Raw genomic sequence first — 21,564 nt, forward strand, 5'->3', positions numbered from 1 at the left:
ACGTCGGGTGTTACCCGGTCCTAAGGGCGGTCGCCTGCCGCCGGGACTGCTGGCTGTGATGGGCCGCAGTCCCGGCCGCCAAACTACCCGATCCTGCTCAAACAATCCTAGGGTGGAGCAGTCGCGAAGCGACGTCGCGGAGACCCTAGGATCCATGCCGTGAGTTGGCGGCCGTGCTCCAACAGCCGAGACTGACCGCTGCTGGCGAGCTCATAAATCAGCGTAACATATTGATCCGTGGCGCTTTTTAACCGACGCCCCCGGCATGGATCCTAGGGTCTCCGCGACGGAGCTTCGCTCCTGCTGCGCCCTAGGATGACGACGTCGGGGGCTTCGTCGATTCGCGAACAGCATTGCCGCTCAATCCCGCTTCGGCGTCACCGTCTTGGGCGTCGGATTGTCCACGCTGTTCTCATTCACCTCGAAGGCCTTGCCTTCGACCTTCTTTTTCTTCAGCGCGTCGCCGGTCTTGGGCTGCGGTGGGCGCTTCGGATTGTCTTTGCTGTTGTCGTTGATGTCGAACGCTCGGGTCATCATGGCCTCCTGTCGGGGAGACAATGTTCGATCGGGCGCGGGGTTCCGCCGGCGAGGCGCTCGACAGGCCGGCGTCGCGCACCGCTGCCCGTAGGGTCTAGCGCACCGACCCGGTGATCGTGCGGTCTACATCAGGAACGGATTTGCGGTCGTTGCCAGCCAGCGCCGCGATGATCAGCAGGCTTGCCACGACGGGGACGAACAGGACGGCGACGCGGGCCTGTACATGGAGAATGGCACGCCATTCGCTGCTGCGCTTGTCGGGGCTGTCGCTCATCATACTCACTTTGATTTGGCCCCCCGGACCTCACATAGCCGTGAACCGTTAAACAACTCCTTCCGTATTCGTTAACGGCGACGCGATGGGCGATGGTGCCAAGCCGCGTGTCTCGGCCGACACCTCCCTTCCTAGTTCCCGGTGGTCGTGCGATTCTGATCCCATGATTCGGGGAGGTCGGACGGTGACGCTGTTTCGCACGGTCGCGTTGGCGGGGCTTGTCTGCGCCACTTCGGCCCAGGCCACGGATATGGCCTTCTTCGTCAAGAACATGCGCAAGGAAGCGGTCGCCATCGAACTTTTCAGCCGCGACCGCGAAACCGTCTGGCCGGGCAACGACAAAGTGTTCCTGATCGATCCGTCTTCCCGCAAGTCGATACCGATCACCTGCAATCAGGGCGAGCGCATCTGCTATGGCGCCTGGGTCGACGGCAACGACCAGATCTCCGCTGGCGTCGGCCCTGACAACGATCAGCCTTGCGACACCTGCTGTTTCACCTGCGTGGAACATTCGACCGAAACCATCGATCTGGTGCCGTGATGAAGGCCTGACGGCAGTGCCGGCGCGTCAGTCCGGCAGCCCGGCCTTCAGAAAACCGTCCACGAAATGCTCGCACGTCGCCTCGTCGCGAAACGGTTCCGTCATCACCCAGTGGCTGGTCGTGAAATGCGGATTTCCGACGAGGAAGAATTCGACCTCCGCGCGCGCCTCGTCGAGCCGGCCGAGCTGCGCAAGGCTTGCCGCCAGGAAGCGGCGTGAACTGGTACGGTAGGTCTCGTCGCGGCGCAGCGTCACCACCGCGGCCTCATAGTCGCGTGCCGCGTACTGCGCCTGGCCGAGTGTCAGAAAATACCAGCTCGCCGGATAGGGATTGAGCCGGAACGCCTTGCGGATCTGTTCGAGGGCCTCCTCGACATGTCCGGCCAGGGTGGTGATGTCGGACAGCGTCGCCCAGGCGTCGGCCTCGTTCGGATCGAGCGCGAAGGCCCTGGCGAATTCGGCGTCCGCCTCGTCGAAACTGCGCTCATAGGCGAGAAGGTTGCCGAGCACCCAGCGGCAGCCGGCATCGTTGGGGTCGATCGCCACCGCCTTGCGCGCCAGTTCCAGGGCGATGCGGCGGTTGGGGTCGATCGGCTCGCCCCAATGCACCCATCCCATCCAGTGGTTCATGGCAAGCCAGCGATAGGCCTCGGCATAGTCCGGGTCGAACGCGATCGCGCGCGTCAGCATCAGATGCGCTTTACGCGCCGCCTGCGGCGATTCGTCGATCAGCTTGCGCGCCCGCACGCACAAATCGTAAGCCTCCAGATTGGTGGGCCTGTTGCGGGCCGGTGGCGCCCGCAGCCGGCCGAGCAGCGCCTCCACGATCCTGGCCGTCACCTCGTCCTGCACGGCGAAGATATCTTCCAGCCCGCGGTCGAAGCGATCCGCCCACAGATGCTGTCCGCTCAGCGCATCGATCAGCTGCGCGTTGACGCGCACGCGCCCCGCGGCCCGCCTTGCACTGCCTTCCAGCAGATAGCGCACGCCGAGGTCGCGCGCTATCTCGCGCACGTCCGTCGCCTTGCCCTTGTAGGCAAAGGTCGAGTTGCGGGCGATGACGAACAGGCCCGAAGCCCGCGACAGGTCGGTGATCAGGTCTTCGGTCAGGCCGTCGACGAAGGAATCCTGCCCGGGATCGTCGCTGAGATTGACGAAGGGCAGCACGGCTATGGACGGCTTGTCGGGCAGCGGCAAGGCTTGCCGGCCGGCGCCCGCGAGCTCTTCGATGGCGCCCGTGAAGCGATAGCCGACGCGCGGAACCGTGGTGATCCATTCGCCGCCCCCGGCCGGCGCGCCGAGCAGCTTGCGCAACTGCGCGATCTGCACGGTGAGGTTGCCTTCCTCGACCGCCGTGCCCGGCCATGCCGCGTCCATCAATTCGCTCTTGCCGAGGATCTCGCCCGGCCGCCCGACGAGCGCGGAAAGCAGCTTCAGCCCGCGATAGCCGACGGCGACGGGATCATCGTTCCGAAGCAGGGTTCCCGCATCCGGATCAAGCACGAACGGACCAAAGGCAAAGCGCGATCCCTGCATCGGCGCATCTATAGAGCAATTTCGCGAAACCTGTGAAGCACTCCGCGCCCGGAACCGCGCCAAAACAGGGGGTTAGGCCAGCCGGCCGGGTCGCCGCGCGGTGCCTTTTGGAACTTTTGAGAACTATTTGGGCGGCCTTAATTACGGCGCCGCCTCCATCGCGCAGAATGCCATCTCTTTCAGGTCCAGGGCCTTCGGCCCCAACCCATGGAGGTTGAGATGAACGATATGATGATTGCATCGGCTCCCTGCAACGCCGTGCGGGCGGGAATGCCGGCCAGCTGCGTCCCGGCGCCGCGCCAGGACTACGGTCTCGCGGCCTTGCGCAACCGCTTGGTCGCCTGGCGTGAACGGACACGCTTCCGCTGGCAGCTGAAGCAGATGGCGCAGACCAGCCCGCATCTGATCGACGACATCGGACTGACCCGGCAACAGGCCGAGGCCGAGATTGCCAAGCTGCCCTTCTGGCAGCGATGAGGCGAAATCGCGCGCTGGACAGGGGAAGGATTTTTGCCGTCCTCCCTTTAGCGCGCGCCCGCGCCATGCCATGATCCCCGGATCGGCCGTGGGGGCCGATTCTTCATCGGGGGTTTCCATGTCTATCCTATCAGCGCGCCGGCTTGCCGCTGCCATTTCGCTCGCCGTCCTGTCCGTGTCTTCCGCCCATGCCGGCGACGTCACCTTCCAGATCAAGAACAGCCATCCCAACGCCATGCGCATCGAGCTCTACAGCCAGGACCGCGACTATGTCTGGCCGGGCAATGGCAAGGATTTCTATATCGATGACGGCGAGACCAAGCAGCTGCCGATCTCCTGCAACGAGGGTGAATCGATCTGCTACGGCGCCTGGGTCGACGGCGACGAAGGCACCTATTGGGGTGTCGGCCCCGGCAACAAGGAAAAGTGCGAGGACTGCTGCTACACCTGCAGCGGCGGGCAGACCGAAGAGATCGATCTGGTACCCTGACCGGTTTGCCAGCTTGACGGTCTTCGTCAGGCGGCCTTAGCCTGCTTGCCTACCCAAGGCACGCCGCGGTGGACGCGACGTGCCCCAGGCAACAGGAGCACAGTCATGGCCGGAATGGTCGAGAGCGACAAGATCGACGTCGGGTTTTCCGGCAAGCGCTGCATCCATTCGCGCAATTGCGTGCTCGGCGACCCGCACGTCTTCGTGCCGAACGCGCCGGGGCAATGGATCCACCCCGACGCGGCCAGTGTCGAGAAGGTCGTCGCCCTCGCCGAAAACTGCCCCTCGGGCGCCATCACCTACCAGCGCAAGGATGGCGGCCCGCAGGAAAAGCCGCCGGTGGTCAACACGGTGCGCGTGCGCGAAAACGGTCCGCTCGCGGTCCATGCCGAGATCGTGCTCGGCGACGAGACGTTCTTCCGCGCCACGCTCTGCCGCTGCGGCGCCTCTGAAAACAAGCCGTTCTGCGACAACAGCCATATCAAGGCCGGCTTCACCGCCACCGGCGAACCGGCGCTGAAGGACACGCCGGCCCTGGAAGCCCGCAACGGGCCGCTGAAAGTGACGCCGACAAGGAACGGCCCGCTGAAGCTGGAAGGCAACCTCGAAATCGTCACCGGCACCGGCCACACGGTCGAGCGCACACGGACCGCTTTCCTGTGCCGCTGCGGCCATTCGGCCAACAAGCCGTTTTGTGACGGCAGCCACAAGAAGGCTGGGTTTGAGGGCTAAGCAGTAGCGAAGGTTGGCGTTCCTTCACCCCCCTCTGTCCTACAGGGCAGAGGGGGGTGCTGTCCCGCCAGCCTTGCCTCGTGCGCCACGACAACCACGCCATCGTGGCCCAGCGCTCGCGGCTTTATCGACCGGCCCGTATCGGCTAAGGGCAGGGCAGATAAATCGGACCGCCACAAGAAATGACCGCCAAGACCAAGCCAAAACCACTCTTCCTCGGCATCGACACCGGCGGCACCTACACGGATGCCGTGCTGTGGTCCGAGACCGAAGGCCCGCAGGAGGGACCGAACAAGGGCAAGGTGCTGGCCAAGGCCAAGGCGCTGACGACCCGGCATGACCTGGCTGTCGGCATTTCGGGCGCCGTCGACGCGGTGCTGGAGAAGGCCGGCACCGATCCGGCGGCCATAAAGCTGGTTTCCATGTCGACGACGCTTGCCACCAATGCGCTGGTCGAAGGCCAGGGCGGCCGCGTGGCGCTGGTGATGATCGGCTTTTCCGAGGCCGACCTCGCCCGCGACGGACTGAAGACCGCGCTCGGCACCGACCCGGTGGTGTTCTGCCCCGGCGGTCACGACGTGCACGGCAATGCGGCGAAGCTCGACCTGTCCGGACTGGAGGCGGTGCTGCCCGAACTCGGCGCGTCGGTGTCCGGCTTTGCCGTCTGCGCCTATTTCGCCACCCGCAATCCCGCGCACGAGATCGCGGCGCGTGAACTGATCCGCGAGAAGACCGGTCTGCCGGTCACCGCAAGCCATGAGCTGTCGGCCAAGCTCGGCGGCCCGCGCCGGGCGCTGACGACGCTGCTCAACGCGCGGCTGATCTCGATGATCGACCGGCTGGTCGCGGCCACCGAGGGCTTTCTGGCGGAGCGGAACATAGCCGCCCCGCTGATGGTGGTGCGCGGCGACGGCGCGCTGGTGTCGGCGGCGTTTGCCCGCCAGAGGCCGATCGAGACGATCCTCTCGGGCCCCGCGGCTAGCCTGGTCGGCGCCCGCCACATGACCGGGCTCGACAATGCCATGGTCTCCGACATTGGCGGCACCACGACAGACGTTGCCGTGCTAGACGGGGGCCGTCCCCGGCTCGATCCCGAAGGCGCCACCGTCGGCGGCTTCCGCACCATGGTCGAAGCCGTGGCCATGCGCACCTTCGGCCTTGGCGGCGATTCCGAAGTGACGCTGGAAGATGGCGCGCTCAACCCGAAGATCCTGCTTGGCCCGCGCCGCCTGGTGCCGTTGGCGCTGGCAGGCATGGTGCATGGCGAGGCCGTCAGATCCGAGCTCGAACGCCAGCTCAGGGCGCCCAACCCCGGCCGCATGGATGGCCGTTTCGCGGTGCGCACCGGCGTGCCGGACAGGCTCGCCGCCGGCCTGACCGCGCCGGAGGCGAAACTCTACGAGGCGATCGGCGCGATACCGCTGGCGCTGGACAGGCTGCTGACGTCGAACGCCCAGAACGCCACCTTGAACCGCCTGGTGTCGCGCGGTCTGGTGCATATCTCGGGTTTCACCCCGTCGGACGCAGCGCATGTGCTGGGCAAGCAGGCGAACTGGGACGCCGCAACAGCCCGGCTCGGCGCTGAACTCTTCGCCCGCAAGCGCGATGGCCGCGGCCAGGCGATAGCGTCCTCGCCAGAGGCGATCTGCGAGCGCGTGCTGGTGACGCTGACGCGCTGGTCGGCCGAATACATATTGGAAACCGCCTTCGCCGAGGACGGGCTGGACGGCGCCGCGACGGTGGCGCATGCGCTGGTGCAGCGCGCCGTCGATGCCCATCCCGGCATCGCCCGGCTTAGCGTCGCGCTCGATCGCCCGGTCATCGGGCTGGGCGCTTCGGCGCCGCTGCACTATGCCGGTCTCGCGCCGCTGGTTGGCAATGAGTGCGTGGTGCCTCGCGACACCGATGTCGCCAACGCGCTCGGCGCCGTCGTCGGCCAGGTCCGGGTCTCGGCCGAGGCGCGGGTCAGCCAGCCCAAGGAGGGGCTGTTCCGGCTTGCCTCGGGCGAAACGGTGCGTGATTTCCTCGACGAGGCGGCGGCGATCGCGGCCGCCGAGGCCGATGTGCGGGCGATCGCCGCCCAGCGCGCCCGCGATGCCGGCACCGACAGCGCCGAGATCGATGTCGCGACCGAGTTCCGGGTCTCGACCGTCGAAGCCCAGCGCATGTTCATCGAGGCGCATGTCGTGGCCGTCGCCTCGGGACGGCCGAGGATCGCGGTGTAGCGCCCCCCATTCCTTCTCCCCGTTTCACGGGGAAAAGGTGCCCGAAGGGCGGATGAGGGGCGGCGCCGACATATGTTCTGGTCTCTTTCGATGGTCTATCGACAGATCGACGCGTGCTAATTGTGAGCGCTGCGCCGCCCCTCATCCGGCTGCCGCCACCTTCTCCCCGTGAACGGGGAGAAGGCATCGTTCACCCTAAGCCGAATTGACCCGGCAACCCCAAACATGCCAAAGGCCCGGCAAAGCCTTTGATCTGGAGAAACCCTGATGACCGATCGCGTCGAGATCGCCGGATTGCGGATTGCCCGCGAGCTCAATGACTTCGTCGCCGACGAAGCTTTGCCCGGCACCGGCATCGATCCGGAAAAATTCTGGACCGGCTTCTCCGCCATCGTGCATGACCTCGCGCCGAAGAACCGGGCGCTGCTCGCTAAGCGCGACGCCATGCAGGAAAAGCTCGATGGCTGGTACCGCGCCAACGGCGCGCCGATCGACATGGAGACCTACAAGGCTTTCCTGAGGCAGATCGGCTATCTCGTGCCCGAAGGCCTCGCCTTCTCGGTCAGCACCGAAAATGTCGATCCCGAGATCGCCGTCGTGGCCGGGCCGCAGCTCGTCGTGCCGGTGATGAATGCGCGCTATGCGCTCAACGCCGCCAACGCCCGCTGGGGCTCGCTCTATGACGCGCTCTACGGCACCGACGCCATTCCCGAGACCGGCGGCGCGGAAAAGGGCAAGGGGTTCAATCCGGCGCGCGGCGCCAGGGTGATCGCCTGGGCCAAGGACTTTCTCGACCAGTCGGTCCCGTTGACCTCCGGCAAATGGGCCGGGGTGAACGGCCTTTCGGTTGCCAATGGCGCGCTGAAGCTCAGCGCCGGCGCCGGTTCGACGACGCTGGCCGACCCCAGGCAGTTCGCCGGTTATCGCGGTGACGCCGCCAACCCGCAGGCCGTGCTGCTGGTGAAGAACGGGCTGCACATCGAAATCGTCATCGACCGCGACAACCAGATCGGCCGCACCGATCCGGCCGGCATTGCCGACGTCATCCTGGAATCGGCGCTGACCACGATCCAGGATTGCGAGGATTCGGTCGCGGCGGTGGATGCGCAGGACAAGGTCGTCGTCTACCGCAACTGGCTCGGCCTGATGAAAGGCGATCTCGCGGAGGAGATCACCAAGGGCGGCAAGAGTTTCGTGCGCAAGCTCAACCCCGACCGCGCCTACACCGCGCCGGCCGGCGGCACGCTCACCGTGCCCGGCCGTTCGCTGATGCTGGTCAGGAATGTCGGTCACCTCATGACCAATCCGGCGATCCTGGATCGCGACGGCCACGAAGTGCCGGAAGGCATCATGGATGCCGCCGTCACCGCATTGATCGCGCTGCATGATGTCGGCGAAAACGGCCGCCGCGCCAATTCCCGGGCAGGCTCGATGTATGTCGTCAAGCCGAAGATGCACGGCCCGGAGGAAGTCGCCTTCGCCGTCGAGATCTTCGACCGGGTCGAAGCGCTGCTCGGCATGGCGAAGAACACCATCAAGATGGGCATCATGGACGAGGAGCGGCGTACCACCGTCAACCTCAAGGAAGCGATCCGCGCGGCGCGCGAGCGCGTGGTGTTCATCAACACCGGCTTCCTGGACCGCACCGGCGACGAGATACACACCTCGATGGAAGCCGGCCCGATGATCCGCAAGGGCGACATGAAGCAGGCCGCATGGATCTCAGCCTATGAAGCCTGGAACGTCGACACCGGCCTGGAATGCGGTCTCGCCGGCCACGCGCAGATCGGCAAGGGCATGTGGGCGATGCCCGACCTCATGGCGGCGATGCTGGTCGAGAAGATCGCGCACCCAAAGGCCGGCGCCAACACCGCCTGGGTGCCGTCGCCGACGGCGGCGACCCTGCACGCCACGCACTATCATAAGGTCGACGTGCATGCCGTGCAGGCGGCGCTGAAGAGCCGGCCGAAGGCGAAGCTCGACGACATTCTTTCCGTGCCGGTCGCGGTGCGGCCGAACTGGACGCCGGACGAGATCCAGCGCGAGCTCGACAACAATGCGCAAGGCATACTCGGCTACGTCGTGCGCTGGATCGACCAGGGCGTCGGCTGTTCGAAAGTGCCCGACATCAACGATGTCGGCCTGATGGAAGACCGCGCCACGCTGCGCATCTCCTCGCAGCACATCGCCAACTGGCTGCGCCACAAAGTGTGCTCGGAAATCCAGGTGCGCGATTCGCTGCAGCGCATGGCGGCAATCGTCGACCGCCAGAATGTCGGCGACCCGCTCTACCGCCCGATGGCTCCGGACTTCGACAATTCCATTGCCTTCCAGGCCGCCTGCGACCTCGTGTTCAAGGGCACCAGCCAGCCCAACGGCTATACGGAACCGGTGCTGCATAAGCGGCGGCTGGAGTTGAAGGCGCAGGGCTGAGGTTCGCTAAGACCGCACCTTGTTGAGGTGATACTGCGGGCGCGCCGATCCGTCGGCGTGTTGGTGGTTGCTCGCGGCCTGCCCATTTCACGTGGTTTTGATGAGAAGCGCCGGCCTAAGAGGACGGGTCGCATACCAAATCCGTATCACCGCAGAAAATCCCATGATAATTCTAGGCGAATGTTTGGATTTGGGGGGCAGGAATGCTAGGGATACTTGTGTCAAAACGTATACATTGGGCAATTCCTACTCTGATATTGGCATCCCTTACATATTCACCAGCAGAGGCTCATGTCCGGCGCGACTTCCTTCACGAGCACGTGAGGTCAGACGTCAGTAATCATATATATAAAGTCGACGAACTGAATCCGGATTGCACGCTTGCGCACGTCAAGGTGCAAGTACGGACTCAACCGGAGCATGGATCCTTGCAGATATTAACGGGCACAGTGGAAAATACTTACAGCAAAGCCACGCTTCAGTCCAAATGCTCCCGCGCGGTGCCCAACGGCATTAGGGCCCTCTATCGGCCCAACGCCGGCTACAAAGGCAAGGATGAAGCCGTCTTCTATGCGGTCGATCCGGCCGGCAATGCGACGTTCACCACAATCTACCTGACGGTTAGGTAGCAAATCCAGCCAACCGGGATCGGTGAGGCCAGAGCGGTCCGACGTTTCACAGAAACGCCGAAACGCTCTCGTCCGGTATGTCTCAGTTCAACCCCAGCGTCCCTCTCAGCTTCGACAGGTCCTCCGCCAGCGCCGTCACCGGGCCGGCCAGCGCCTTGCGGTCGGCATCCGACAGCTTGTCGTAGGTCTCGAAGCCGTCTGATGTCTTGTACTTGGCGAGGATCGCGTCGACGGTGGCGAAATTGTCGTCGACGGTCTTGATCAAGGTCGGGTTTTCCTTCTCGACCAGCGGATGGACCAGCGCGACGATCTTCTGGGCGCCATCGATATTGGCCTGGAAGTCCCACAGGTCCGTGTGGCTGTAGCGGTCTTCCTCGCCGGAGATCTTGCTGGAGGCCACCTCCTCGAGCAGCCCGGCGGCGCCGTCGATCGCCTTCTCCGGCGGAACGGTGAGGCCGGCGACGCGCTTTTGCAGGTCGAGCACGTCGCCATTCAGCTTGTCGGCCAGCGGGCCCAGGCCATCCGTCGTGTTCTGGCTGAACAGGCCGTATTCGATGCGATGGAAGCCGTAGAAGTCCGCCGACTTCTCCTTCTGCTCATGGTCGTCGGCGCGCGAATCGATGGCGCCGTCGAGGTCCGAGAACAGTTCGGCGATAGGCTCGATCGTCTCGTAATTGACGCGGGCCGGCGCATAGAGCGCCTTGGCCTTGGCGAGATCGCCCGCCTTGACCGCGTCGGTGAAGGCCTTGGTGCTGGTCACCAGCGTGTCGATCTTGCCCTGGACGTAGAGCTTGTAGTCGGCGATCGGCTGGACGAGGTCCAGCGGCGAGACGGCGGCGCGGGCCGGCGCGAGGCTGGTCAGCAGGGCGAGCGTGGCGGCGGCAAGCAGGCGATGGTTGTTCATGGGATATCCTCTCACTGTGACAGATCGGGTTGGGGCGTCAGGCATGCGTGGCGGCCATGTCGAGCAGCGCGCGGCCGAGATAATCCTGGTCGTCCTTGACGCCCGGCAGGGCGAAGAAATAGCCGCCGCCGAAGGGCTTGATGTATTCCTCCAGCGACTCGCCATTGAGGCGGTTCTGAACGGCGATGAAGCCCTGTTCGAGATCGGCCTGATAGGCGATGAACAGCAACCCCATATCCATCTGGTTGGATTTGCTGACCCCGTTCGAATAGTTGAACGGCCGGCGCAGGATCAGGTGTTTCTGCGCCTCGGCGTCGCGCGGATTGGCAAGCCGGATATGCGCGTCGAGCGGCGTGGTCTTGCCCTCGGGGTCGTTGGCGAAGTGGGGGACATCGGCCTCGCCCTCGCCGCCTTCCAGCGGCGCGCCGCTGGCCTTCTGGCGGCCGATGATCGTCTGCTGTTCCTGCAGCGGCGTGCGGTCCCAGCGCTCGACGAAGTTCCTGATGAGGCGCACCACCTGATAGGAGCCGCCCGTCGCCCAGGCGTGTTCGCCGCCACCGGGCTGCACCCAGACGATGCGCTTCATCAGTTCGGCGTCGCTGGCATCCGGATTGGCCGAGCCGTCGCGAAAACCGAGGAAGTTGCGGGCGCTCTGCTTGGGCTTGCCGGGATCGGGCTGCCGCACCGGCACCGAACCTTCCTGCTTCCAGCGCAGGAGCAGCGAGTCGGGCGTGTTCTTCACGATGTCGCGCAAGGCGTGGATGTTGGTATCGGGCGTATTCGAGGAGAATTGCAGCAGCAGGTCGCCATGGCAGAACTCTTCCTTCAGCGCGTCGTTGGGGAACGACGCCATGCGCGTCAGGTGCCTTGGTTTCAGATCCTGCAGGCCGAACCGCTCATCGAACAGCGAGGCGCCGAACGAGGTGGTGATCGTCAGATTGTCCGGCGTCACCACCGGCCCGAGAATGCCGGAATCGGCCGCGGGAAATTTGGGGTCGAGCGCCGGCGGCGTTCCGCCCGCCATCAGGAAGGCCGAGCGTTCCGTCAGCGTGCGCAGCAGCCTTTGCAGGCCGGCCCGGTTCTGGGCGAGCACGTCGAACGCGGCGACCAGTCCCGCGGCCGGGCGGGGCGTGACGATGCCCGGCTGATGTTCGCCATGGAAGGGTCGCCGCTGATCGAGCGTGTCGCTTTCCGGCGCATTGGTCACGCTGCCAGCGCCCGCGGCCACCGCCATCTGCGGCGCCAGCGCTCCGGCGACAGCGCCGATCAGCACCGAGCGGCGCGAGGGGGTGAGGCCGGCGTTCGGCCCCTGGGGTTTTTCGCAGGCGCTCATTGGGTGAGATCCATGGTTTCGCGCAATCGGGAGAGGTCTGCGGCGAGCACGGTCGCGGCCTTGCCAAGGCCGGCCTTGGCGGAATCGGGCAAGGCGTCGGAGGCCTCGGTGCGGCGTGTCGCGATCATGTCGCCGAGCACGGTGAAATCCCGGTCGAGTGCCGCGACGATGTCGGGCGCGGTCCTGACGGCGATGGGACGCAGCAGGTCGAAGACCTTGCGGACACCGGCGAACGCCGCCTCGAAAGAGGTGAGGTCGCCATGCGCGTAAGGGCTGTCGCCGAAACCCGGACCCGGCGCGGCAAGCCGCTGCAGGATGGCGCCCGATCCGCTGACCATGCTCTCCGGCATGATGCGCAGGTCGTGGATACGCGCCTTGAGCGAGGCTGCGTCACTCCTGAGCTTGTCGGCGACGGGAGCCAGCCCATTGGTGCTGCCCTGTTCGAATAGCCCGTATTCGAGACGGTGCAGGCCGCCGAAACCAGGGTCGGCCTCGCTCTGGCCGAACGCCTCGGCGCGCGCGTCGATGGCCGCATCCAGGTCCGAAAACAGCGGCGACACCGGCGCCATGTGCGCATAGCCGGCCTCGGCCGCCGGATAGAGGGCTTTTGCCGACGCCACATCGCCTGCCTTCACCGCGCCTGCAAAAGCGGCGGCCGCGGTTTCGAAGGCGTCGGCCTGGGTCGACAGGAACACCTTGTATTCGGCAAGCGCGCCGATATAGGCGGCGAGATCGGGCTTGCGGGTGGCGCCGGCATCGGCGGCCGGCAGGACATGCAGCGTGCCGCGCGGGTTCGAGAGCAGGCCGCAGGTGATGGCGTAGTCGCCGGGCTCGAGCCGCGTGGCAAGCGTCTGGGTGAAGCCGGGCGCGATGTTCTCGCGCTCCTCGAGCACCATCACGCCATCGAGGATCTCCCATTCGACCGCGCGGTCGGAGCGATTTTCGATCTGGAACACATGCCGGCCAGCCTGCACCGTCAGCGCATTGGGCTCGCAGGATTTGCCGGTGATTGCCACGGTCGTCGCCGACGCGGCGTCGCGGCGGCCTTTCTGCGCGACCTGCGTGGCGTAGGTGAAGGCCGCACCGGCCGCCAGCAGGAGCGCGATCGAAACCGCAAGGCCGGCGCGGACTGCGGCGCGCGGCAGTGCGGGAGTTTGCGGGTTCGCGCTCATGTCGCAGGCCGCCCCTGCTTTGCTGCCACGGCTGCCTGCGCACCCGGGCGGTCCGCCAGGAAGAGCCAGAGCGACGGCAACAGGAAGCCGAGATAAACGACGATCTCGCTCGCCGTCGGCGCGTCGATGTAGCCGAAAATGCCTGACAGGACAGAACCGAGCGGGCTGTCCATCGGCAGCACGCCGCTGATGTCGAAGACGATCTGCTGGCCATGGTTCCAGAGGCCCGCCTCGTGCAGTGCGTTGACCGAATTGGCGAGCAGGCCGGCGGCGACGATCAGGATGAAGGCGCCGGTCCAGCGGAAGAACCGCCTGAGGTTGAGCCGCACCGCGCCGGCATAGATGCCGTAACCCACGGCCGCAGCCAAAAGCACGCCGGCCAGTGCCGCCAGCGGCGCGAAACTGTTTTCCTGCTGGAAGGCGGCGAGCAGGAAGAACACCGATTCGACGCCTTCGCGTGCCACGGCCAGGAACACCATGGCGATCAGGCCGAAGCCCTTGTGCGCCGGCGTCTCGAAAGCCGCGTCGATGGAATTGTGCAGCTCCGCCTTGATCGAGCGCGCTGCCTTGCGCATCCAGAACACCATCGAGGTCAGCACGCAGACGGCGATCAGCCCGATGACCGCCTCGAACAGTTCCTGCGTCTTCTGCGGGAACTCGACGCTGGCGAACTGCAGGATGGCGCCGACGCCGAGCGAGAAGGCGAGCGCCAGGAAAATGCCGATCCACACCACCGGCATCCAGGCGCCGCGCCCGGTTCGATCGAGGTAGCTGGCGATGATGCCGACGATCAGCGCCGCCTCGACGCCCTCGCGGAACATGATCAGGAACGGTACCAGCATTTTTTCGTCCAGCCGTGCGGCCAAGGGGGGTCTTTGAAGGCTGCGCCCGCCCGGGTTCCGCGCCATTTGAAGGCGGCACGGAAAACCTGTGCGGAGCTGTCAGCTTTTATTCGCGACCATTCCGGCCACACAAGGGAGCCGCGATCACATCACCGAGATGTCGGCGTGATCGCCTCGTCAAAGGCGCGGGCATGCGTTCTTGCCCAGTCTTCGATGGAGGTCGGGCGAAAGCCTTCGAGGCCGGGCTGATCGACATAGGCCGGCGCGAGGATGGCATCGGCCTCGTCCCTGTGGGCCTGGAAGAACCGGAATTTCGACGCCACGCGTTTGCCCATGCCGGACCCCATGGCGGCGTCCACCGCGCTCTCGAACGCGTCCAGGGGTTCGCTGCGATAGACGATGCTGCGCCCAAGGCCGCGGGACAGCGCCCGGACGAGCTCGGCGCCGGTGACGCTGTCCGGCCCCGATATCAGATGATTGCCGCCATAGGCCTTGTTTTCGATCAGCGTGATGGTCGCAGCCGCGCAATCACCTGCGGAAGTCCAGGCGATCCGCTGCGAGGCATCGATCGGCACCTGGAACATGCCGTTGGCGACCTCCTGCCGGACCCCGGGCTTGAGCAGATTGTCGAGGTACATGGTCGGGCGCAGGATGGCGCAGCACAGGCCGGATGATCTGACCATGGTCTCGATCGCGGCGTTGGCGACGAAGCTCGGCTCCTCGCAGGGCGCGGGACGGCTTGCGCTGGCGAGCTTCAGGATTACGCCGGCCTTGGCATCCTTAGCCGCAGCGACGGCGTTCTCGGCGAGGCGGCAAACCATGTCGGGTGGTCCGATCGGCACCTGCAGCACAACAGCGCTGACGCCGGCATGGGCCGCCTGGAGCGAGGCCGGATCCGCCAGATCGCCTTGCGCGAGCTCGATGCCCAGGCGCGCCAGCGCCGTGCTCCTGGCCGGATCGCGCACCAGTGCCGTGACGGAAAAACCGCGCCGCGCGGCCTCGCGGGCGACGGCGCCGCCCTGCACGCCATTGGCCAGGGTGACAAGGATACGTTCGGATCTGGACATGCTCTGCTCCTTTTGGACCGGGTCCCTGGAGCGGCATCACCATGACAGCGCCCAACAGACCCGAGGCGCGCTGGCGCCGGGACTGTCGGGGGTTCCCGTGCAGAGCGCGGGAACAGAACTTCTTCGCGAGAAGAAGGGCTTGGGCCTACCCAGACCAAGCCAGCCATTTTCGACGAAGGGAAATTACGGAGGCCGGGTGGAAATGTCCATCATCGTCATCCGCGAGAAACGAGCGCCGATCACGCGAATGAGATGTCGAGCCGACGGGCAATGGGCTCCAGATGTCTTGACGATTACTAATCTACCTACTAGTTGGTAGGCAATTCAAACGAGAGGTCCCCCATCATGCCTGGACACATGAGCGATCAGAGCCGCGCTCCTTCATCGAACGATTGGCTGAGAAGCTATTACTATCTGCGGTTTGCCGTATCGGCGGCCTGGGTTGCGGCGGCTTTCACCATCGCGAAAAGCAGCCCGCCAGTCGCTGCCGCCATGCTGGTTGCCTATCCCGCATGGGACGCGCTCGCCAACTACATCGACGCCCGGCGCACCGGCGGCCTCGGCCGCAACAGGTCGCAACTGCTCAACTTCGCCGTCAGCATCGCAGCCGCGATTGCGGTCGCCATCGCGCTCGGTCACGGTATGAACGCGGTGCTCTCGGTCTATGGCGTCTGGGCCGTTGTCGCGGGCGTGTTTCAGCTCCTGACGGCGGTGCGGCGCTGGAAGACCAACGGTGCGCAATGGGCGATGATCCTGAGCGGCGCCCAATCGGCGCTGGCAGGTCTGTTCTTCGTCAAGATGGCCGGTGGCACGCAGGTCATCGGCATCGTCAACGTCGCTCCCTATGCTGCGTTCGGCGCCTTCTACTTTCTCGTCTCCGCACTATGGCTGTCGGTCGGCGACGCCCTTCGCAAGTCGCGGCCGGCCGCAAGCCGTGGCAATTCCGGAAAAATGTGACGGCCGGGTCTGGCGAGTTCAGCGAAGTCTGCGTTCGCAATTGCATCAAAGCAGAGACCTGGAGCGGGTTGCCGTTTGCGTGAAAACGGCAACCCGCTAAGGACAAAGGAGCCCTCCGCCGGAGCAAGTCATGAGCAAGCCTTCGAACACCGCCGACGAGATCCTGGCCGCCGCGCGAACCTTCATCGTCGCCGGCGGTTACAATGGCTTCAGCTACGCCGATATCTCCGAAGTGATCGGCATCCGCAAAGCCAGCATCCATCACCATTTCCCCAGCAAGGTCGACCTCGTACAGACCTTGCTCAAGCGTTACCTCGACGATGCCGTCACGGGGCTGGGGGGGCTCGAGCGCAATATCCCCGAGCCGCCCGAGTTGCTGCGAGCCTATGCCGGCATCTGGGCTCGATGCATCGAGGATTCTAGCATGCCGTTCTGCGTCTGCGCGCTGCTCGCCAGCGAACTGCCGGCCCTTCCGCCGGAGGTTGGCCTGGAAGTGCGGGCGTATTTTCAGTTTCTCTCGAAATGGCTGACGGGCGTCATCGGGCGCGGCGCGGAGACAGGCACGCTGTCCATTTCCGCTTCGCCGCGCGTCGAGGCCGAGGCTTTCATGGCGACCGTTCATGGCGCGATGCTCTCCGCGCGCGCCTATGGCGATGTCCTGACCTTCGGCATGATCCTGACGCCGACGCTTCACAAGTTGATCCCCGGGGTCGATTGATCCGGGCAAAGAGGATCGGCGCCATCAGGCCGACTGGCTGATCAACCGGGACTGGGCGTAGCCTTCCAGACTGTCGTCGCCGTCACCGTTGCCGATATCGCCGTATGGCAGGCTCAGCGCCCGGCCGTCGCGCTGGTTGAGGAGCAGCATGTCGCCGGCGAAGTCGCGGCTGAGCCGATCCATGGTCGTCCGCGACGTAGTGAAGGCATGCAGCGCCAGGATCGGGCGAAGGCGGTTCACCTCGGCGATCCCGTTCTCGTAGCGGTCGAAACGGTTGACCACCGCGATCGGCCCGAACGGCTCGGCGTTCATCAGGAGAGCCTCTCCCGGGACATCGGTCACCACGGTAGGCCAGAAGAAGCAGCCGAGATTGCCCCTGCGATGGCCTCCGGCCGCCACGGTGGCCGAGCCGGCCACGGCGTCCGCCACCAGGGCTTCCATCTTCGCGACGCGCGCTCCGCTTGCCAGCGGTCCCATCTCGACGCCGTGCTGGAGCCCGTTGTCGATCGTGATCCGTCTCGTGGCCTCGATGAAATCGTCGAGGAACCGCCCGTGGATGGAGCTTTCGGCAAGGATGCATGTCGGCGCGAACCGTGCTTGTCCGGCATTCCTGAACTTGGCCCGGCAGAGCGCGTTGACCGCAAGGCCGATATCGGCGTCGCTGAAGACGATTGCTGGCGCGGGCCCGCTGAGTTCCAGGGCCAGCCGCTTGCCGCGGGTCGTGGCCAGGGCCGCCAGCCGCGCGCCAAGCAGCGCCGGGCCGCTATAGGAACCCCGGGCGATTGCGGGATGCCCGATGAGATAGGGCGCGATGTCGGCCTGCGGGCCATACACCAGGTTCAGCACCCCCGCCGGCAGGCCGGCGTCGGCGAGGGCAACCACCAGGGCCGCGCAGCTGGCCGGCGCCGATGGCGGTCCCGCAAGCACGACGGATGAGCCGCCGGCCAGCGCCGCGGCCACCTTGCGCGCCGCTTGCCCGAGCGGAAAGCTCCACGCCGCGAATGCCGCCACCGGGCCGATCGGTTCATCGGGCGCGGCCCCCTCGCCATGGCCGCGTCCCGCATTGGCGAACCAGTCGAGCAAGGCGGCGGCCGCGGCAGTCTCCGCGCGCGCCTCGGCCAGGGGCTTGCCTTGCTCCATCGTCATCCCGTACGCGATGGGCTCCACCCGCTTGCGCAACAGCTCGGCCGCCCGCATCAGGATCCGGCCACGCTCGACCGCGCGCATCCGCCGCCATGTCCACAACGCGCGCTCTGCGCCGGCCGTAGCCTCGTCCAAATCCGTTACGCCGGCCGTGGCGACGGCGCCGATAGCGGTCTCCGTGGCGGGGTCGTGGACAGGCAGGGCCGGCAGATGCCCATCGCGCCAGCGGCCGTTGATGTGCAGCAAGGTGTTGCCATAGGCATGGGTTTTCATCGTCCCTCCGGCCACGATCGAAATGCCAGTCGCCGACGGATTCCCCCTTCGGCATGACCTTCGGTGCCCGGACCAGGGCACCCGTGGCGACCCTCACCGCCATGGATGACTATGCGACCCCTTCTTTTCGCGAGTTTTTCCGCTCTATTGAACGTTGTTTCTGGATTGTTTCGCGACGCTTCCCGCAATCGCAGGGCGAGACGCTCAGCAGCGCCCCGAGCTGTCGGGCTCCGGCTGTCCGTGCCGTGATGTCTTGCCGGCGGCCCGCCGGCGGACCGGCAGGGATCGACCTCTAGGCCGCCTGTGCCACCCGCTCCGAACTCATGCGATAAGAGATCGCCTCGGCCAGATGGATGCGGCCGACCGTCTCGCTGGCGTCGAGATCGGCCAGCGTGCGCGCCACCTTGAGCACGCGATGGTAGGCACGGGCGGAGAAGGCGAGCTTCTCGCTGGCATCCCTGAGCAGCGACAGGCCGGCCGCGTCAGGCGCGGCGATGGCCTCGATGACGGCCGGCGCACAATGGGCGTTGGTGGTGGCGCTGTTGACGCCGAGCCGCTCGAAACGCTCGCGCTGGAGGGTGCGGGCGCGCGCCACGCGCAAGGCAACGGCGGCGCTCTTCTCGGCCTGGTCGGGCCGGATGAGGTCGCTGGCCGAGACCGCCGGCACTTCGATCCTGAGATCGATGCGGTCGAGCAGCGGGCCGGAGATGCGCGCCTGGTAATCGGTGCGGCAGCGCTCGCCGCGCACGCAGCGATAGCCAGGCTCGCCGGCCATGCCGCAGCGGCACGGGTTCATCGCCGCCACCAGCTGGATGCGCGCCGGATAGGTGACCCGGTGGTTGGCGCGCGCGATCATGCAGTCGCCTGTCTCCAGCGGCTGGCGCAGCGCATCGAGCGTCTGCGGCGTGAATTCGGGGAATTCATCGAGGAACAGCACGCCGTGGTGGGCAAGCGACACTTCGCCCGGCCGCGCGCGCAGGCCGCCGCCCACCATCGCCGCCATCGAGGCCGAATGATGCGGCGCGCGGAACGGCCGCCGGTCGGTCAGCTTGCCCTCGCCGAGTTCGCCAGCGACCGAGGCGATCATCGATACTTCGAGCAATTCCTTCGGCGCCAGCGGCGGCAGGATCGACGGCAGCCGCTGCGCCAGCATCGACTTGCCCGAACCGGGCGGCCCAACCATCAGCAGATTGTGCCCGCCGGCGGCCGCCACTTCCAGCGCCCGCTTGGCCGTCTCCTGGCCCTTGATGTCGGCGAGGTCGGGCAGGTCGCGCGCCGTGGCGTGGATGCCGGCTTCCGGCCGCGACAGCACCTGCGTGCCGCGGAAATGATTGGCGATGGCAATCAGGCTGCGCGGCGCCAGTATGTCGAACTCCTTGCCGGCCCAGGCCGCTTCCGGGCCGCAGGCGAACGGACAGATCAGCCCCTTGCCCTCGGCATTGGCGCCGATCGCCGCCGGCAGCGCACCGGCGACCGCTGTTATCGTGCCGTCGAGCGACAACTCGCCGAGCACGACATAGCCGGCCAGCATGTCGCCCGGAATAGCGCCGAGCGCCGCCATCAGGCCGAGTGCGATGGGCAGGTCGTAATGGCTGCCTTCCTTGGGCAGGTCGGCGGGCGCCAGATTGACCGTCACCTTCTTCGACGGCATCGACAGGCCCGACGCATGCAGCGCCGCCTGCACGCGTTCGCGGCTTTCGGCCACCGCCTTGTCGGGCAGGCCGACGATCTGCATGCCGACCTTGCCGGGCGCGATCATCACCTGCACGTCGACCGGCACGGCCTCGATGCCCTGGAAAGCGACCGTGCGAACCCGCGCCACCATGTCTTGTCCCCGGATATGGGCTTGCCCCGGCCCACGCGATCGGCCCTGAAAGGCCCGCTGGAAAGACAATCACAATTTCTTGATCAAATCAAGAACATTACAGGAACACCCAGCCGCGCCGGTTGCAGCCGGGTTGTGGCGGATTGAAAAAACGGAACATGGTTAATACGAAATGAAAACGCCCTACGTCCGCTTGGCTTCGACCGCGTCCCGAAACAGGCCGGCAATGTCTGCGCCGCCAAAGCACTTGACGTCGCGCGCGCCGGTCGGGGAGATCATGTCGTCGTCGATGCCGACTAGGAGGAAGCCGGATGGCCCGATACGGGCGCAAATCGCGCGCTCGATTGCCTTTCGATCGGTCTGAGATATTGCAGGAGGTCGCGGGACGTTAACAATTCCATTTCTTCCATTTTTGATTGCGAGGCGAGACTGCGCACGTCTTTCGGCGACATGCCGAAGAGCTTCTTGAAGGCGCGGGTGAACGCTGAGGCGTGGCTGAACCCGAGTTCGAAGGCCAACTGCGAAACACGCACTTCAGCCTCCGCCGCGTCGGCCATGCGGCGAAAGGCGAAGCGAAGCCGTCGTTCGTTGATATAGGCGCTGACTCCCCCGAGCGGCTCGAACATCCGGTAGAGCGTCGAGCGGGTAATGCCGAACTCGTCGATCAGCGTGTGAAGCGTCAGCTCGGAACCGGAAAGCCGCTGCTCGATGGCGGCCCTGATCGCGGCCAGTGAAACCGCCCTGCGGCCGGATCGCGCTTCGTTCTGCTGGCTTGATAGAGGTTCGAGACATGCCGTGGCCAGCTGGATGATCGTGTCGGCAACGGCGCCGGCCTCCGAAACCGGAAGGTCCGGTCCGACCGCGATGACGTTTTCCATCACGCCGCGCAGAATGGTCGTCAGGGGTCCTTGCCGGCGCACGAAACCGTGAGCGTCGTCGAGGAACGGCACCATGGGCTCGAGCCTGCGGCGTGACACCGCCAGGCTTACATTCTCGACGACGGGCGCTTCGATCGCCATTTCCTGCGAAAGGTCGAGAAACGCGAAATCCCCGGCCTCGACGCGCCTGGTCTTGCCGGCGATTGTCAGGTCGAAATGGCCGCGCGTGTAGCAGACGACCAGGATCTGATCCGTGCCGTGTCGCGCCATGGTCCTGATCGTGCGGGTGAAGCGGCCCGCGCCGCTCTTTGCCCGCGAAACGGTCACCTGGGGCAAGCTGTAGATTTCCGATGTCGCGAAGAACGGGGCACCTTTCGCGAAAGACGGCACCTCGAAATCGAAGACCGGCGACAGCATTCTTGCGAAAGATACAACACTTTGAGGGTCACTTTCAGGAAACGCCGCCTGGTAGCAATCGATGTAGGCTGTCTGCTCGTCTTTAGGCGAATTCATGAAAACGCACTCTTTGTCGTTGCCTGAGAGATTGTCACACGGCTTCTAAAACCTCAAACGATCCG

At 65.7% G+C, this 21,564-nt stretch carries 20 protein-coding genes; 9 read left to right on the top strand and 11 right to left on the bottom strand.

What is annotated here, in order from left to right; translation table 11 throughout:
• Positions 1–360 precede the first annotated feature (360 nt).
• Entirely contained in the window at positions 361–534 is a 174-nt protein-coding gene (locus FFS37_RS35750) for a hypothetical protein (RefSeq protein WP_171026256.1), read from the bottom strand.
• A 97-nt stretch (positions 535–631) separates the two neighbouring features.
• Complete coding sequence (locus tag FFS37_RS12400) at positions 632–811, bottom strand: hypothetical protein (protein WP_171026258.1); 180 nt, start codon at positions 809–811, stop codon at positions 632–634.
• Between the two features lie 184 nt (positions 812–995).
• Between FFS37_RS12400 and FFS37_RS12405 the strand changes: the two genes are divergently transcribed.
• Positions 996–1,352 carry a hypothetical protein gene (locus FFS37_RS12405; protein ID WP_137931248.1) on the top strand — a complete coding sequence of 119 codons (357 nt, stop codon included), beginning with the start codon at positions 996–998 and terminating at the stop codon, positions 1,350–1,352.
• A gap of 27 nt (positions 1,353–1,379) precedes the next feature.
• Here the strand turns inward: FFS37_RS12405 and FFS37_RS12410 are convergent, their stop codons facing one another.
• Positions 1,380–2,888, bottom strand: a complete 1,509-nt coding sequence (locus FFS37_RS12410) for a winged helix-turn-helix domain-containing tetratricopeptide repeat protein (protein WP_137931249.1) — start codon at positions 2,886–2,888, stop codon at positions 1,380–1,382.
• Between the two features lie 219 nt (positions 2,889–3,107).
• Between FFS37_RS12410 and FFS37_RS12415 the strand changes: the two genes are divergently transcribed.
• The 6 genes from FFS37_RS12415 (at position 3,108) to FFS37_RS12440 (ending at position 9,874) form a co-directional block, all read left to right on the top strand.
• The gene (locus FFS37_RS12415) at positions 3,108–3,365 is read left to right on the top strand and encodes a DUF1127 domain-containing protein (RefSeq protein ID WP_408631434.1); all 258 of its coding nucleotides are present in this window, start codon (positions 3,108–3,110) and stop codon (positions 3,363–3,365) included.
• Between the two features lie 118 nt (positions 3,366–3,483).
• Positions 3,484–3,855, top strand: a complete 372-nt coding sequence (locus tag FFS37_RS12420) for a hypothetical protein (protein ID WP_137931251.1) — start codon at positions 3,484–3,486, stop codon at positions 3,853–3,855.
• Positions 3,856–3,960: 105 nt separating this feature from the next.
• Positions 3,961–4,587 carry a CDGSH iron-sulfur domain-containing protein gene (locus FFS37_RS12425; protein WP_137931252.1) on the top strand — a complete coding sequence of 209 codons (627 nt, stop codon included), beginning with the start codon at positions 3,961–3,963 and terminating at the stop codon, positions 4,585–4,587.
• Positions 4,588–4,769: 182 nt separating this feature from the next.
• On the top strand, positions 4,770–6,812 hold the full coding sequence (locus tag FFS37_RS12430; RefSeq protein ID WP_137931253.1) for a hydantoinase/oxoprolinase family protein: 2,043 nt from the start codon (positions 4,770–4,772) through the stop codon (positions 6,810–6,812).
• Between the two features lie 267 nt (positions 6,813–7,079).
• Positions 7,080–9,245, top strand: a complete 2,166-nt coding sequence (locus tag FFS37_RS12435; protein WP_137931254.1) for a malate synthase G — start codon at positions 7,080–7,082, stop codon at positions 9,243–9,245.
• Positions 9,246–9,673: 428 nt separating this feature from the next.
• Positions 9,674–9,874 (top strand): hypothetical protein, encoded by a 201-nt coding sequence (locus FFS37_RS12440; RefSeq protein ID WP_137931255.1) that lies wholly within the window; start codon positions 9,674–9,676, stop codon positions 9,872–9,874.
• 82 nt (positions 9,875–9,956) lie between these two features.
• Here FFS37_RS12440 and efeO (FFS37_RS12445) read toward each other — a convergent pair whose 3' ends face one another.
• From efeO (FFS37_RS12445) to FFS37_RS12465, 5 genes are all read right to left on the bottom strand, one after another.
• Complete coding sequence (gene efeO / locus FFS37_RS12445; protein WP_137931256.1) at positions 9,957–10,778, bottom strand: iron uptake system protein EfeO; 822 nt, start codon at positions 10,776–10,778, stop codon at positions 9,957–9,959.
• A gap of 37 nt (positions 10,779–10,815) precedes the next feature.
• Positions 10,816–12,111 (bottom strand): iron uptake transporter deferrochelatase/peroxidase subunit, encoded by a 1,296-nt coding sequence (gene efeB / locus FFS37_RS12450; protein ID WP_137931257.1) that lies wholly within the window; start codon positions 12,109–12,111, stop codon positions 10,816–10,818.
• Positions 12,108–13,283 (bottom strand): iron uptake system protein EfeO, encoded by a 1,176-nt coding sequence (gene efeO, locus FFS37_RS12455; protein WP_137931258.1) that lies wholly within the window; start codon positions 13,281–13,283, stop codon positions 12,108–12,110. The genes efeB and efeO (FFS37_RS12455) overlap by 4 nt, the downstream gene beginning before the upstream one ends.
• The gene (gene efeU / locus FFS37_RS12460; protein WP_137931259.1) at positions 13,280–14,125 is read right to left on the bottom strand and encodes an iron uptake transporter permease EfeU; all 846 of its coding nucleotides are present in this window, start codon (positions 14,123–14,125) and stop codon (positions 13,280–13,282) included. Before efeU ends, efeO (FFS37_RS12455) begins: the two co-directional genes overlap by 4 nt.
• Positions 14,126–14,274: 149 nt before the next feature.
• A complete protein-coding gene (locus FFS37_RS12465; protein ID WP_137931260.1) occupies positions 14,275–15,192 on the bottom strand; it encodes an NmrA family NAD(P)-binding protein in 918 nt (305 codons plus the stop codon).
• A gap of 345 nt (positions 15,193–15,537) precedes the next feature.
• On the opposite strand from FFS37_RS12465, the gene FFS37_RS12470 reads away from it, so the two are divergent.
• Positions 15,538–16,149: a DUF308 domain-containing protein gene (locus FFS37_RS12470; RefSeq protein WP_137931261.1), complete on the top strand. Its 612-nt coding sequence runs from the start codon at positions 15,538–15,540 to the stop codon at positions 16,147–16,149.
• A 130-nt stretch (positions 16,150–16,279) separates the two neighbouring features.
• Positions 16,280–16,867, top strand: coding sequence for a TetR/AcrR family transcriptional regulator (locus FFS37_RS12475; protein WP_137931262.1), 588 nt, complete (start codon positions 16,280–16,282; stop codon positions 16,865–16,867).
• A 24-nt stretch (positions 16,868–16,891) separates the two neighbouring features.
• Here FFS37_RS12475 and FFS37_RS12480 read toward each other — a convergent pair whose 3' ends face one another.
• The 3 genes from FFS37_RS12480 to FFS37_RS12495 all read right to left on the bottom strand — a co-directional run bounded on the left by FFS37_RS12480 (position 16,892) and on the right by FFS37_RS12495 (position 21,499).
• On the bottom strand, positions 16,892–18,283 hold the full coding sequence (locus tag FFS37_RS12480) for an aldehyde dehydrogenase family protein (RefSeq protein WP_137931263.1): 1,392 nt from the start codon (positions 18,281–18,283) through the stop codon (positions 16,892–16,894).
• Between the two features lie 292 nt (positions 18,284–18,575).
• The gene (locus tag FFS37_RS12485; RefSeq protein ID WP_137931264.1) at positions 18,576–20,108 is read right to left on the bottom strand and encodes a YifB family Mg chelatase-like AAA ATPase; all 1,533 of its coding nucleotides are present in this window, start codon (positions 20,106–20,108) and stop codon (positions 18,576–18,578) included.
• Between the two features lie 296 nt (positions 20,109–20,404).
• Positions 20,405–21,499 carry a helix-turn-helix domain-containing protein gene (locus FFS37_RS12495; RefSeq protein WP_137931265.1) on the bottom strand — a complete coding sequence of 365 codons (1,095 nt, stop codon included), beginning with the start codon at positions 21,497–21,499 and terminating at the stop codon, positions 20,405–20,407.
• Between the last annotated feature and the right edge of the window lie 65 nt (positions 21,500–21,564).

The sequence above is a fragment of the Mesorhizobium comanense genome, from assembly GCF_005503535.1.
In the GTDB taxonomy this organism is placed as follows: domain Bacteria; phylum Pseudomonadota; class Alphaproteobacteria; order Rhizobiales; family Rhizobiaceae; genus Mesorhizobium; species Mesorhizobium comanense.